13 protein-coding genes are annotated in these 14,452 nt (G+C 32.8%); 5 read left to right on the top strand and 8 right to left on the bottom strand.

The window, feature by feature from the left end:
- Position 1: 1 nt before the first annotated feature.
- The 3 genes from WNY60_RS14235 to WNY60_RS14225 are packed head-to-tail and all read right to left on the bottom strand — an operon-like array spanning position 2 to position 4,403.
- Positions 2-1,351, bottom strand: coding sequence for a hypothetical protein (locus WNY60_RS14235; RefSeq protein ID WP_342862789.1), 1,350 nt, complete (start codon positions 1,349-1,351; stop codon positions 2-4).
- Positions 1,352-2,845 carry a choice-of-anchor B family protein gene (locus WNY60_RS14230; RefSeq protein ID WP_342862788.1) on the bottom strand — a complete coding sequence of 498 codons (1,494 nt, stop codon included), beginning with the start codon at positions 2,843-2,845 and terminating at the stop codon, positions 1,352-1,354.
- A gap of 4 nt (positions 2,846-2,849) precedes the next feature.
- Positions 2,850-4,403: a choice-of-anchor B family protein gene (locus WNY60_RS14225; RefSeq protein WP_339807649.1), complete on the bottom strand. Its 1,554-nt coding sequence runs from the start codon at positions 4,401-4,403 to the stop codon at positions 2,850-2,852.
- A 174-nt stretch (positions 4,404-4,577) separates the two neighbouring features.
- On the opposite strand from WNY60_RS14225, the gene thiL reads away from it, so the two are divergent.
- Positions 4,578-5,627: a thiamine-phosphate kinase gene (thiL, locus tag WNY60_RS14220; protein WP_145004379.1), complete on the top strand. Its 1,050-nt coding sequence runs from the start codon at positions 4,578-4,580 to the stop codon at positions 5,625-5,627.
- Here the strand turns inward: thiL and WNY60_RS14215 are convergent.
- Both WNY60_RS14215 and WNY60_RS14210 read right to left on the bottom strand, forming a co-directional pair.
- A complete protein-coding gene (locus WNY60_RS14215) occupies positions 5,624-5,905 on the bottom strand; it encodes a hypothetical protein (RefSeq protein ID WP_145004376.1) in 282 nt (93 codons plus the stop codon). The genes thiL and WNY60_RS14215 overlap by 4 nt on opposite strands.
- Before the next feature lie 110 nt (positions 5,906-6,015).
- The gene (locus tag WNY60_RS14210) at positions 6,016-6,789 is read right to left on the bottom strand and encodes an alpha/beta hydrolase (RefSeq protein ID WP_342862787.1); all 774 of its coding nucleotides are present in this window, start codon (positions 6,787-6,789) and stop codon (positions 6,016-6,018) included.
- Between the two features lie 93 nt (positions 6,790-6,882).
- Between WNY60_RS14210 and WNY60_RS14205 the strand changes: the two genes are divergently transcribed.
- Genes WNY60_RS14205 through WNY60_RS14195 form a run of 3 tightly spaced genes read left to right on the top strand, consistent with a single transcriptional unit; the run spans position 6,883 to position 10,120 of the window.
- On the top strand, positions 6,883-8,430 hold the full coding sequence (locus WNY60_RS14205) for a serine hydrolase (protein WP_342862786.1): 1,548 nt from the start codon (positions 6,883-6,885) through the stop codon (positions 8,428-8,430).
- 2 nt (positions 8,431-8,432) lie between these two features.
- Positions 8,433-9,719: a branched-chain amino acid transport system II carrier protein gene (brnQ, locus tag WNY60_RS14200; protein WP_342862785.1), complete on the top strand. Its 1,287-nt coding sequence runs from the start codon at positions 8,433-8,435 to the stop codon at positions 9,717-9,719.
- 50 nt (positions 9,720-9,769) lie between these two features.
- Positions 9,770-10,120: a hypothetical protein gene (locus WNY60_RS14195; RefSeq protein ID WP_342862784.1), complete on the top strand. Its 351-nt coding sequence runs from the start codon at positions 9,770-9,772 to the stop codon at positions 10,118-10,120.
- Here the strand turns inward: WNY60_RS14195 and WNY60_RS14190 are convergent.
- A complete protein-coding gene (locus tag WNY60_RS14190; protein ID WP_292950134.1) occupies positions 10,117-10,773 on the bottom strand; it encodes a hypothetical protein in 657 nt (218 codons plus the stop codon). The two genes, WNY60_RS14195 and WNY60_RS14190, sit on opposite strands and share 4 nt — an antisense overlap.
- A gap of 102 nt (positions 10,774-10,875) precedes the next feature.
- On the opposite strand from WNY60_RS14190, the gene WNY60_RS14185 reads away from it, so the two are divergent.
- Positions 10,876-12,204 carry an aspartate kinase gene (locus WNY60_RS14185; RefSeq protein ID WP_339807654.1) on the top strand — a complete coding sequence of 443 codons (1,329 nt, stop codon included), beginning with the start codon at positions 10,876-10,878 and terminating at the stop codon, positions 12,202-12,204.
- Between the two features lie 55 nt (positions 12,205-12,259).
- On the opposite strand, the gene WNY60_RS14180 is transcribed toward WNY60_RS14185, so the two are convergent.
- The gene (locus WNY60_RS14180; protein ID WP_342862783.1) at positions 12,260-12,910 is read right to left on the bottom strand and encodes a peroxiredoxin-like family protein; all 651 of its coding nucleotides are present in this window, start codon (positions 12,908-12,910) and stop codon (positions 12,260-12,262) included.
- Between the two features lie 73 nt (positions 12,911-12,983).
- Complete coding sequence (locus WNY60_RS14175) at positions 12,984-14,279, bottom strand: aminopeptidase P family protein (RefSeq protein WP_342862782.1); 1,296 nt, start codon at positions 14,277-14,279, stop codon at positions 12,984-12,986.
- Positions 14,280-14,452 lie beyond the last annotated feature (173 nt).

Below are 14,452 nucleotides of genomic sequence, written 5' to 3'. Positions count from 1 at the left end.
TTTATTTTATTTCAATTAAGAGTAAGTCTGTAAATCCTTTATTTTCTGTGATATCAAAATCATTACTGCTGGATTCTCCAACAGATATTATTGTGCCATTATTAAGCTGTGTAATTCCGTATAAAAAGTCAATGTTACTACCTCCAATACTTTGTTGCCATTTTAAGCTACCATTAGCGTCGATTTTCAAAACCCAACCATCATTTTGGCCTTTATTATTAGTTAAATTTCCGGTTAAACTTCTTGAGCTTCCGCAGATAATAAATCCATTGTCTTGAGTTGAAGAGATTGCTCTACCAACGTCAAAATCTTCTCCTCCATATGTTTTTTCCCAAAGTAATTCTCCTTGTGGAGAAATTTTTATTAGCCAGACATCTGCAGCTCCAAAATTTGTGCTTACGTCAATATCTTCGCTTCTTGTATCTCCTATAATTAAATAGTTTCCATCTCCTGAAGGTGTTATTGCTCTTGCTTCATCAATTTCATCTCCTCCAAAATTTTTCTCCCATTCTAAGTTACCTGAGTTTGATATTTTAACAACCCAAAAATCATAAGATCCTTTATTATTAGAGATATCTGTGTCTGCGCTATCTGATGATCCGACAATAATAAAACCTTGGTCTGCTGTTTGAATGGCATCATAGGCAGTGTCTGAGAAAAAACCACCAAAGTATTTACTCCATTCTAACGTTCCGGATTGATCTAATTTTACAGCCCAATAATCTCCGCCAGCATGTAATGTTTGGTTGCTTCTGGTATTTCCTGCTCCATTGGATGCTGTAACATCTAAAACTCCGGTTACAAAGAAACCATTGTCGCTAGTTTGTATAATAGAGTAGCCTGTATCTATCCCTGAAAAGCCATACGTTTTTTGCCAAATCAAGTTGCCTTGAGCGTCTATTTTTATAATCCAAAAGTCTTCCTGTCCATTATTGTTAGTGATGTCTCCATCGTTACTGTAAGTAAATCCAATTATTGCATAACCTCCATCGTTAGTTTGAATAATATCATTACCTCTTTCGTCACCTGATCCTCCATATGTTTGAGACCATTGTAATTGGTTGTCTTGATTGTATTTTACAACCCAAACATCATAACTGTTATCTAGTTTAGTTGTTACATCACCATCTGTTGATTGTGTAAAACCTAAAACGATATAACCACCATCAGAAGTGTTTTGAACAGCTTGTCCACTTTCGTTTTTAGAACCTCCAATTGTTTTAACGCTTTCTACAATTCCTTGCGTTGTAATCGTTGGATTAGGAGTTGTGTTTTCAGTATCGTCATTACACGATAATGCCATTAAAATGGAAAAAAGGGTTAAAGTTTTATGGATTGTTTTAATTTTCATTTAATTGCTTTTACGTACTATAAGTAATCCACCTTCAATATCTCCAATAATTATATTACCACTTTCAAAATACGGATAGACACTCCAAACACCATTAAAAGCAGCGCTATTACTTGATGGATAGGTATCAAAATATCCAGTTTCTATCATAGAATTAGTAGTAGATGCTATGTTGGAAATGTCTAACACTCTTAATCCTGCTCTGTAATTAGCTAAATAATATTCGTTACCCTTTACGTAACCATTATGATCAATTGCTGGAGTTGGGCCTAGATAGGTGGCGTGTTCAATTGGATTATCTAAGTCTGTAAAATCAAAAACTAGTGTTTTGGTGTTAAATCCAAAATTTTGTTCGTCTTGTTCGTCGCCTAAAATAAAATATTTTTGATCTTCTGTAAACCAACCTTGATGCGCATAAGCAGTCTGTGGATATGTGAAGCTACTTATTTCAATCACATTGGATTTGTCTGTAACGTCTAATATTACAACTTGATCTGTATTACCATTACTACCTACATATATTTGTTTTCCTGTGTAATCCAAATCTGGACCAGAGTAAGTGACTACTTGTGCGTCATGTGTATATCCTACAGCTGTATAGTCTCCTAAATTAACAGGATTAGTTGGGTTGCTAATATCGACAAATATAGGTCCTCCACCATTTGTTGAGGAGCAACCTACTAGGTAAGCAACACTTTCAGATTCGTTAATAACTATATTATGACAGCTACCAACATCATTAAACAGTGCATCTGCAGTAAAATTTTGAGGTGCATTAATTACATTTCTTAATCGTGTTAAATCAAAGACTTGCATACCATGTGATCCAACATTATCTGCTACTATAAACGCATGATTGTTATAAGTTTTAACATCTCGCCAGGCGTTTGATCCAGCACTTGAGTTTAATCGACCTAAAAATATTGGGTTAATAGGATCCGATACGTCAACAAAAGCTGTACTGTTTGATAATCCAACAATTGCATATTCTTTACCATCCAAAGGATCTGTCCAACCCCAAATATCACTTCCTTCCTGATTACTGCTACCGCTTAATATAAAAACATTGATTTGTCCTAATAGATCGTAACCATTGCAAGGATATGGTCCTGCCATGCCATCTATACATGGATAAAGTGGTGCGTTTTCTGTTTCACAAACATCTCCAATTCCGTTGTTGTTTTCGTCTAATTGATCTGGATTTGCTGTTAAAGGACAATTATCAAAATCGTTAGTAATACCATCATTGTCTAAATCGTCATCACAAACATCTCCAATGCCATCGCTATCAGAATCTTCTTGATTAGGGTTTGCAATATTTATACAGTTATCAATATTATCTGCTATTCCGTCTTGATCAGCATCTGCAATTGTTGCAACAGGTGTACCTGTCCCGTTTTCGTCATCTTTAGAGCAACTTTGATATATAATTAAAAAACAAAGGATGCTTAAGCTAAGCATAAAAGATTTTAATGTTTTAAAAATGTTTTTCATGGTGTTAATTGTTGACTATTAGTTTTTTGGAAACAGAATTGTTGATTTTTACCAAATAAATTCCATTGGATAAATTAGGAATAGGTAAAACGTATGAATTTGTGTTAATATTGCTTTTAGAAATTAGCTTTTTACCAATTATATTGTAAACTTCTACTGTGTTTATAGTAGCTGAAGCTTTAATTGTTACATTAGATTGTGTAGCTGGATTTGGAGATATAGAAATAGTGTTATCTAATTCAAAAGTTTTTGTGCTTAAAGGATTATCGCTAGCACGTACTACAAATAATCCTCTTTCAATATCACTCACTATAATATTTCCACTTGAAAAATATGGGTAAATACTCCAAGCTCCATTAAAGTTGGCGCTATTACTAGAAGGAAATGTGTCAAAATATCCAATTTCTGAATTAGTGCTGTTGGTAGAGATTAGAGTAGGAATATCCAATACACGTAAACCTGCTCTGTAATTTGCTAAATAAAACTTATCGCCTTTAACATAACCATTATGGTCGATTGCTGTAAATGAAGCTTCGTAAGTTGAAATTAATACTGGATTATCTAAATCTAACATGTCAAAAACAAATGTTCTGGTTCCAAAACCAAAATTTTGTTCATCTGTTTCGTCACCAAAAATAAAATATCTGTGATCATCTGTAAACCAACCTTGATGTGCATAACCTGGGTTGGGATAAGTGATTTCTGAAATAAACTGAGGATTGTTTTTTTCTGTAACATCTAATAATACAACTCTGTCATTTGAGCCACCATTACTAGCTAGTAAAATTTCGCGTCCAATATAACTAGATACTCCACTTACTGTAGGGCTTGTTACGTTATTATCTGTTCCGTTGTAGGTTATAACTTGTGCGTCATGTGTGTACCCTTTTTCAGCATAACTACCAACTACAGTAGGGCTTGATGGATTTGTAATGTCTACAAAAACAGGTCCTCCACTTGCAGCTCCACTACAACCAACTAAATAGGCTATGCCTTCAGATTCATTTATAACAATATTATGGCAACTTCCAATGGTTAAATCGCCAGAGCCTCCATTTCCAGTAAATCGTAATACTTGGGGACCATCAAAGGTTAAATCGCTATCCACGCCATTTCTTAAAATGGTTAAGTCAAAGACTTGCATGCCATGAGCACCAACACCATCTGCCACAATGTAAGCATGGTTATTGTATACTTTAACATCACGCCAAAACGATGTGTTATTGTTTACGGTTTCTATTCGACCTAAAAATATCGGGTTTATTGGGTCACTAATATCTACAAAAGCAGTACTGTTAGTGGTTCCTATAATGGCATATTCTTTATTGTCTAATGGGTCTGTCCATCCCCAAATATCACTTCCTTCTTCATTACCTAAAGTTGTAGCTAATGTAGAGATTGGAACTCTAGATAATAAATCATAACCATCACAAGGATAATTAGTTGTAACACCATCAATGGTATGCGATGCGAATCCACCTACACATGGACTTTGTGCAAATATTAAAGTGCTAGTAGCTAAAGATAAAAATAGGAGTAATTTTTTTGAAATATTCATTAGGTTAAGTTATTCATAATTTTTGGACACAAATTAAGCAGAAATAGCGATAAAATTTACTTTTAACTTGTTAAATTGATGAATTAATTACATTTGATGCCTCTTGTTTTTGATAATTAAACAATTTAAATGCTTTTTTTGTTAAGATTGAATTAAGCTTAGTATTTTTGCAGTATGATAGAAGATAAAAACCAACAACGTACAGATTTGAGCCAATTAGGAGAATTTGGATTAATCGATCATTTAGCTAAAAGTTTTGAGGTAACTCAAAAATCTACAATTATGGCAATAGGTGATGATGCTGCTGTTTTAGAATTTGATAAAGATAGAGTAGTAGTGTCTACAGATTTTTTAGTTGAAGGTGTCCATTTTGATTTAAGCTACATGCCTTTAAAGCATTTAGGTTACAAGGCGGTAATTGTCAATTTATCCGATATTTATGCCATGAATGCAGAGGCGACTCAAATAACAGTATCCATTGCTGTATCTAATCGTTTTCCTTTAGAAGCTATAGAAGAGCTTTACGCTGGCGTGCAAACTGCTTGTAAGTTATACGATGTTGATTTAGTTGGAGGTGATACGACCTCTTCGACTTCTGGATTAATTATCTCTGTGACTGCAATTGGCCAAGTAAAAACAGGTAAAGAGGTTTACAGAAGTGGAGCCAAACCAAACGATTTATTAGTAGTGTCTGGAGATTTAGGAGGTGCTTATCTAGGTTTGCAAGTTTTAGAACGCGAAAAAGAAGTTTTTAAAGTGAATCCTAATAATCAACCTGATTTAGATGGGTACACGTATATAATAGAGCGTCAATTAAAGCCTGAAGCAAGAAAAGACATTGTTAAACTATTAGAAGATTTAGAAGTTAAACCTACTGCTATGATTGATATTAGTGATGGCTTATCTTCAGAAATTTTACACTTATGTAAAGCCAGTAAAGTAGGTTGTGATCTGTATGAAAATAAAATACCTTTAGATCCTCAAGTTATTTCTACTAGCGAAGAGTTTAATATGGATAGTACTACTATTGCTTTAAGTGGAGGAGAAGACTATGAGTTGTTGATGACCATATCTCAAGAAGATTTTCCTAAAATTAAAGCGAATCCACATTTAACTGTAATAGGCTATATTACAGATGAAGCTTCAGGTGCACATTTAGTTACAAGAGGTGATCAAAAAATACAACTAACAGCTCAAGGCTGGAATAGTTTTGAAACTAACTAAGATGTCATTTTTAAAACAGATGATTGTATAATTTGACTGTTGCTATATCTAGTTAATTTGTTTTGATGAATACGCTCTAACACCGAGTTTATTTCTTTATACTTTGGTGTCAAGTCGGTTAAGTGTCCTTTGCTGTTTATAGTCATTTCTTTTTTGCAATGACAGCACTTATACTCTTTAATATGATAGGTTACTTTTTTGCTTACGCTAAAGTTGTGTCCAAAAACGGAACAGTATAAACGTCCCTTTAGTGATGGTTTTTGTTGTTCGTTATTCATACTTATAGGCCTTTATGTAATCAGATAATTATGGTTAGGTCTTAGAAATCTGATAGATAGCGATTCCGAATATATGAACAATATTTTAAAAACCGGTCAAAAAGCTATATTTATTCGTTAAAACACATTATCTCTTGTAGGAATTCTTCTTTATTTTCTACGTGAGACATGTGTCCACCATCTAGAATAGTAATTTTAATACCATTTAATTGTTCCAGATGAAGTACGTCCGATTTGGATAAAATAGGATCGTTTTTACCTGCTATAATTAACTTTTTACAGTTTAGGTTTTCTAAAATTGCAGTTCTGTCAATTCTAATTTTCATGCCTTCTTGCGTGGCAACGTAACTTTGTAGTGGTGTTTTTAAAGCTTCGGTTTTAATGTGTTCAATTTCTTTTTCAAAACGTAATCTGTTATCTTCAAAAAACAGATTACTTATAGACATACTCACTAGGTTTTCATAATTGGATTTTGCGACTTTAATGGCTCTGTTTCGAAGTAAGATACGTTCTTGACTATCTGCAAATGGTGTCGAGTTCATTAAACATAACCCTATTATTAGTTCTGGTTTAATTTCGGCGAAAGCCAAAGCAACATAACCACCTAAGGAATGACCAATAAGTGTTGTGCTTGTAATATTTAAATGTGTCAGCACGACGTTTATTGCATTTGCAAAGTCTTCCATAGTATGCACATAGCCTAAACACTCTGTTTTGCCATGACCTAATAAATCTATGGTAATAACTTGATGTGTTTTTTCTAATAATGTCACTGTGTCTTTCCACATTGTACTGTTTTCTAAAAAACCATGTAATAATGTGACGGTTTTACCTTGTCCCGAAACAGAGTAGGCAATTGATATCCCTTTGTAAGTTAAAATCATAGCCTGCAAAGATAAGATTTGTACTGTTTTTAGTCTGTTGTTTTGAGTAAGTATTTACTATATTTGATTGCCAACACGCTAAATAATATAATTATGAGATTAAATACAATTCTTTACACTTTTGCTTTTTTAACATGCATGACGCTATCTGCTCAAATTGAGGAAGATAAGCTAGACCAACTTGTTGAAAACACCTTGAAAACCTTTGATGTTCCTGGAATATCTGTTGGTATAATTAAAGATGGTAAAGTAGTGTATGCTAAAGGACATGGCGTGCGTGCTTTATCTAATAAAAAAGCAATGGATAAAAGTACTTTGGTTGGTGTAGCTTCCAATAGTAAAGGGTTTACCTGTTTTGCATTAGCTATGATGGTGGATGAGGGTAAGCTTAATTGGGATGATAAAGTTAGACAACATATTCCAGAATTTAAACTACAAGATGCTTGGGTAACAGAACAGTTTACGGTTAGAGATTTAGTTACGCATAGAAGTGGAATGGGACTTGGTGCAGGAGATTTAATGTTTTTTCCGGAAGCTAGTTTTAAGGTGGAAGATGTTATTAAAAATGTACAACATTTGGAGGCAGAAAGCTCTTTTAGAAGTCAATTTGCTTACAATAACAACATGTTTATTATTGCTGGAGAAGTTTTAAAACGTGTAAGTGGTTTGTCTTGGGAAGAATTTATTGAAACCAAAATTATGAAACCTGTAGGGATGATTAATAGTAAAGCGTCTTACAATCGTGTGACTGATAAATCTAATATTATTGAAGCACATACATTAGCAGATGGTAAATTAGTGCAAATTCCGCATGATTGGAGTCCGACTGCAAATCCAGCTGGAGGTATTGTTAGTAATGTGGATGATATGTTGACTTGGGCTCAGTTTTTAATGAATGATGCTGTAACTAAAAAAGGAGAACGTTTGCTTAGCGAAAAACAGTTTAATGAACTTTGGCAATTGCAAACACCTTTAAAAGTAAGTGCTAATGATAGTTACGATTCTAATTTTAGAGGTTACGGTTTAGGTTGGTTTGTAACAGACGTAAAAGGTGGTTATAAACAAGTATATCATACTGGAGGATTATTGGGGACAGTGACGCAATTTACTATGATTCCGGATTTAGATTTAGCAATTGTAGTATTAACTAATCAGATGAATGGTTCGGCTTTTAATACTATTACTAATACCATTAAAGATAGTTATTTAGGTTATGAAGACCGTAAATGGTTAGAAAAATTAGGTCAAAATAATAAAGAATGGTACCAATATAACGATAGTCTTAAAACTGTAGTTTTTGATCAGGTAGCTAAAATGAAAAATAGTAGTAAAACTATGGATGTATCTGCTATTACAGGTACTTATACTGATGCTTGGTTTGGAAATGTTAGTATTACACAAAGTGGAAATGATTTACGAATCACTTCAGAGAAATCTAATACATTAAAAGGGAGCGTGTTACCATACAATGCAACTACTTATATTGTTAAATGGGATAATAGAAGTTACGATGCAGATTGTTTTATGCAATTTAGTTTTAACGAAAAAGCTAAAGCGGTAAGCGCAACATTAAAACCAATTGCTCCTGTAACAGATTTTAGTTTTGATTTTGAAGATTTAAAATTAATTAAGCAAGACTAATTTTGAATAAGACTAAAGATCTTTTAATAACAAGCTTTGCATTATTTTCGCTTTTTTTTGGAGCAGGAAATTTATTGTTGCCTCCACTTTTAGGTTATAATGCTGGTCAGAATTGGTTTTGGGTAACCTTAGGTTTTGTTATAACAGCAGTAGTAATACCTATTATTGGTATTTATGCGCATGCTAAATTACAAGGGACTTTATATGACTTTGGTAAAAAAGTGTCTCCAATATTTAGTTTTATTTATTGTGTTTTAATTTATCTTATTGCAGTAGCTATTCCGTCACCACGTACAGCAGCAGCAACACATGAGATTGCAATACATCCAAATTTTGGTACTTCGCCTTTATTAACTAGTAGTGTGTACTTTATCTTAGTATTGGTTTTTGCTTTAAATCGTTCTAAAATATTAAACATAATAGGTAAGTATCTAACGCCTTTTATAGTAATTATGTTGCTGTTGGTTATTGGTATTGGGTTGTATTCCGCACAAATGGTAACTAACCCAACGAAAATGGATACTCCAATTGTTGCTGGTATTTTAGAAGGGTATCAAACTTTTGATGCTATTGCAGCAGTAGTTGTTGGAGCAGTTATTATTATCTCAATTAATATTAAAACTGACGCTACTTTTGAAGCTAAAAAGGACCTGATTAAAAAATCAGGGTTAATTGCTGGTTTTGGTTTGTTTATAATTTATGCAGGATTAATTGCAGTTGGTGCTTCATATGGAACCGAAATTGATATTAATAGTAGTTTAAACAACGACATGCAACGTGCTAACCTATTAACAGGTATTAGTGTCAAGGCTTTAGGTGGTTTTGGATATGCAGTGCTAAGTGTTTTAATTGCGTTAGCTTGTTTTACAACAGCTGTTGGTATTGTAACAGGTACTGCAGATTATTTTAAAGGGTTAATAAATAACTCTCAGACGGTTTATGTGGTAACAGCAATAATTGCTAGTGTGTTTGGTGTTGTGGTTGGGCAATTAGATTTTAATACCATTATAGTTATTGCTTTGCCAATACTTTTATTTATTTACCCAATAACTATTGTATTGATTATTCTAAATGCAATACCAAATAAATATGCTACAGCTTTAGTTTTTAGGGTTGTTGTATTATTGACGTTTGTGTTTAGTATTCCTGATGTTGTAGGTGTTATAAGTCCTTCAAAAAATTTATCAAACGTGGTCAGCTTAATTCCTTTTGCTCAATATAGTTTAGGATGGGTTTTACCAGCACTTTTAGGATTTATTTTTACTAATTTACTAGTTAAAAAGCCTTGATTTTTTAAGTAGAAGTTTTTAACTTTGTGTAACAACTAAAACGCAATGTTATGAAAAAAGCAGTATTAACTTTAGTATTTTTAAGTGTATGTTTTATGTCTTTTGCTCAAAGCCAGCCTAAAGTAGGTGATGTTTTGGAGGTAAAAGCTCCTAAGGGAGAGCACTACAATCATATTGATTTTCCAAGATTAAACATTTTAGTCAAACGTGGTAAGTTAGCAAGTTACAAGCCTGTTATAAATACTATCGTTTTGATTGATGATGTAGTTGCTAAAGAAAATAAAACCTACGTTGTTTTAAAAAAGAAAGATGGCACTAAGTTTTTTGGACTTCAAACTACTGTAGAAGCAGATTATCAAAAGGCTTTAGATTCTGGTGAGTTGACTAAAGTTAATCCTTAGTTTTTTAGGTTTTTAATAACTGAAAATGCTTTATCAACCACATGGTCTTCTACTAATACAGTAAACTCGTTTGTGGTCGAAACGACTTCGTAAATCGGAATGTTTTCCCAAGCTAAACGCTTAAATATTTGGTAATATAATCCAGATATTTTGGAGTTGTCTTTTGGTAAGCGCACGCTTATTGCGGACAGACCTTCTTGTAATCCAATTTGTTTTTCATTAGAAAAACATTTAATAACTTTTTTGTTTTCCGAACTTGATATAATAATGTTACTTTCAAAGATACCTCGTGTAAACGCATAAAAAATATCTTTATTAGCTTCTACTTGGTCTAATATTTTTGTGTGACTTTGTATTAATGTTTCTGAGTTTTGAAACGTAAAGTCACTTAAATTGGAGCGTACTGTAATATCTCCTAAATTTTGTAAGGTGCTTTTTAATTTTAATGAATGTCTAAGCGTATTTGGTGTATTGTAACGTCGCAAAGCCATCATTATTGCCCCAGATTTTACTGGTTTACGCAACATGGCACTAATGGGAGCGTTCAACTCTTCTGCTAAAGCAGAATAATTAATAATACTTCTAGACAATGCTTCTTCCAAAAATGGTTGAGTAATTAAAATGTCTTCTACGCAAGAGGCTATGGTTTTCATTATGTTAACTATTTAACAATTTGTGTAAAAATAGTACAATTTTTTCATTTTTATGGCTAGATAAAAGTCGCTAAGTAATTTAGCAGTATAAATGTAAATAATATGTTGGTATTAAAGTTTGGAGGCACATCTGTTGGGTCTATTGAAAATATGGTTAATGTTAAAAATATCATTAATAATGGGCAACAAAAAGTTGTGGTTTTATCTGCTATGTCAGGTACCACAAATGCCTTAGTCAAAGTTGCGGATTACATAAAAAATAATAAGCCAGAGGACGCTTTAATTGTTATTGATGCTCTTAGAAATACCTATAACACGACCGTTAAAACTTTAATTACAACACCAGAAATTTATAAAACGGTTTTTGTGTATGTTAATAATACTTTTAATTCACTTGAGGTTTTGGTCAATAGATTGTATGACGATTTATTATACAATCAAATTGTGTCGCAAGGCGAGTTGTTGTCTACATTTATCTTTAGCCATTATTTGCAGCAAGAGAATATAAATGCTGTGTTATTGCCTGCTCTGGATTTTATGCGTATTGATAAAACAAATGAACCTGATAATTTTTACATACAACAAAATTTAAATCGTGTAATTAATGAGTCGCCAAAAGCAGAAATTTATATTACGCAAGGTTTTATTTGTCGTGATGTAAAAGGAAATGTTGCTAATTTACAACGAGGAGGAAGTGATTATACAGCGACAATAATTGGAGCTGTGTTAAAAGCAGAAGAAGTGCAAATTTGGACAGATATTGATGGTTTCCATAATAACGACCCACGATTTGTAGAGAATACAAAAGCTATTTCTAATTTGTCTTTTGATGAGTCTGCAGAGTTGGCTTATTTTGGAGCCAAAATATTACATCCTCAAACCGTTATGCCTGTGCGTGAATTGGATATACCAGTTAGGTTAAAAAACACCATGTTACCAGAAGCGCATGGTACATTAATAACAAATCTAGTACATGGAGAAGGGATTAAGGCAATTGCTGCAAAAGATGGTATTACAGCCATAAAGATAAAGTCTGCCAGAATGTTATTGGCACATGGTTTTTTAAAGAAAGTATTTGAGATTTTTGAGCGTTATGAAACGTCCATAGATATGATTACAACATCAGAAATTGCTGTGTCATTAACCATAGATGATACATCGCATCTAGAAGCTATTGTAGAAGAATTGGAACGATTTTCAGTAGTTGAGGTTGATAATTATATGAGTATTGTATGCTTAGTTGGTAATGCTATTATATTTCACCCAGACACGCCTAATTTGTTTCAAATTTTGCAAGACGTAAGCGTGCGTATGATATCTTATGGAGGAAGTAATAATAATATCTCCTTATTAATTAATACTAGTGATAAATTAGAAACATTAAAAAAACTACAGCGTTATGTTTTTGAAAACAGTAGCGTATTGGTGTAAAATAGAAAAGCGAACTTATTAAGTTCGCTTTTCTATTAAAAATTAAATGTATTTTTTACGATAGCTTTTTTAAAGCTTCAGTAATTTCTTCAGGTTCTGAGCGTGTTCTGTAATCTACATTTACATAGTTCCATTTAACTAAGCCGTCTTGACCTATTATAAAAGTTGCAGGAATAGGTAAAACACTACCGTTACCATTATTGATTTGTTTCAAATCAAGATTTCTGTCTACTCGCATGTGATCCATTAAAAAATCTGGTACTTTCCATGCTACACCATAACTTGAAGCTACTTTTGCATCCTGATCAGATAAAACAATAAAGTCCATATTGTTTATGTCGTTTTCAGTCAATGATCCATCAGGTACTTCAGGGCTTATAGCAACCAATGTCGCACCTAAAGCATGAATATCCTTTACTCTAGCTTGTAACGCTCTAAGTTGTAAATTACAATAAGGACACCAACTACCACGATAAAAAGTAACAACAACTGGACCTTGATTTAATAAATTTGATAAACTAGTTTGATCGCCTTTAGGATCTGGTAGATTAAATTCAGGAGCTTTTGTGTTTATCTTTAAAGCATCTTTGCCTTGTTCAAAAGCTTTTGCTTGTTTTATAATGTTATCAACACCTTTCATAAATTCAGGATTGTTTTTTCTTCCTGATTCAATTTTTGCGTCTGTTTGCTCTTTAAGTGTCTTCATCTTATGTTTAAATTGTGGTAATTATAAAATTTAAAAAGCGAGCTTTGAGGCTCGCTTTTCAATGTAAATTGTATTATGACTTATTCATTATATCTTCAATTTCCTCAATTTCAATTGGGATGTCTCTCATTAAATTAAATGGTTCTCCTGTTTTTTGGATAACCACATCATCTTCCAATCTAATACCAAAACCTTCTGCAGGAATGTAAATTCCAGGTTCAACAGTAAATACGTTGTTAGCTTGCATTGGCTCTGTTAAAATCCCGTAGTCATGCGTATCTAATCCCATGTGGTGTGATGTACCATGCATAAAATATTTTTTATAAGCAGGCCAATCTGGATTTTCGTTTTGTACATCTGCTTTATCAAGTAGGCCTAAACCTAGTAGTTCACTAGTCATTAATTTACCAACTTCCACATGGTAGTCAGCCCAAATTGTACCAGGAACTAGCATTTTTGTAGCCTCATTTTTAACTCTCAAAACAGCATTGTAAACCGCTTTTTGTCTGTCATTGTATTTACCGGAAACAGGTATAGTACGTGTCATGTCACTAGCGTAATTGGCGTATTCTGCTCCAGCATCAATTAATATTAAATCTCCAGCTTTACACTCTTGATTGTTTTCTATATAATGTAACACATTGGCGTTGTTTCCAGAACCTACAATTGGTGTGTATGAAAAACCTTTAGAACGATTATTTAAAAACTCATGCATAAACTCGGCTTCAATGTTGTATTCCATAACGCCAGGTTTAACAAAGTTTAAAACACGTCTAAAACCTTTATTTGTAATATCACAAGCAGTTTGGATTAAGTCTAATTCAATTTGATCTTTTACAGATCTTAAGCGTTGTAATATTGGATTGCTTTTAGCAACACTATGTGCAGGATATTTATCTTTTATCCATTTAGTAAAACGGTCTTCTCTTGTTTCGGTTTCTACATTAGCTCTGTAATGTTCATTGGTGTTTATGTAAACGGTTTCGGCTTGTGTCATCATTTCAAAAACAACTTTTTCTAAGTCTTGTAACCAATAAACGGTTTTAATTCCGCTTGTAGCTAATGCAGCCTCTTTAGTTAGTTTTTCACCTTCCCAAACAGCAATGTGTGCATTGGTTTCTTTTAAAAATAAAACCTCTCTGTTTTTAGGATTTGGACAATCCGGAAATAAAACTAAAATACTTTCTTCTTGGTCAACACCACTTAAGTAAAAAATATCGCGTTGTTGTTGGAATGGTAATGTGCTATCTGCACTAATTGGATAAATATCATTAGAGTTAAAAAAGGCAATACTTTTTGGCTTCATTTGAGAAGCAAAATTTTTACGGTTTTTTATAAATAATGACGAGTCGATTTTGTGATATTTCATAAGAAAAATTTAATTTTTAATTTCCACAGTAGTGAAAAAATGTATTCATAAAATTTGAGTTATAATTTTTTCCGTCAAGCGGAAATTATAACTAGCTGTAAAAATAAGAACTTTAAGATAGATAAGTAATAAATCCATCTTAAAATCTGTTTGCTTTAAGGTTTTTACTTTGT

The organism is Olleya sp. AS48, from assembly GCF_038900355.1.
In the GTDB taxonomy this organism is placed as follows: Bacteria; Bacteroidota; Bacteroidia; order Flavobacteriales; family Flavobacteriaceae; genus Olleya.
This window is presented reverse-complemented; position numbering and strand designations above follow the sequence as displayed.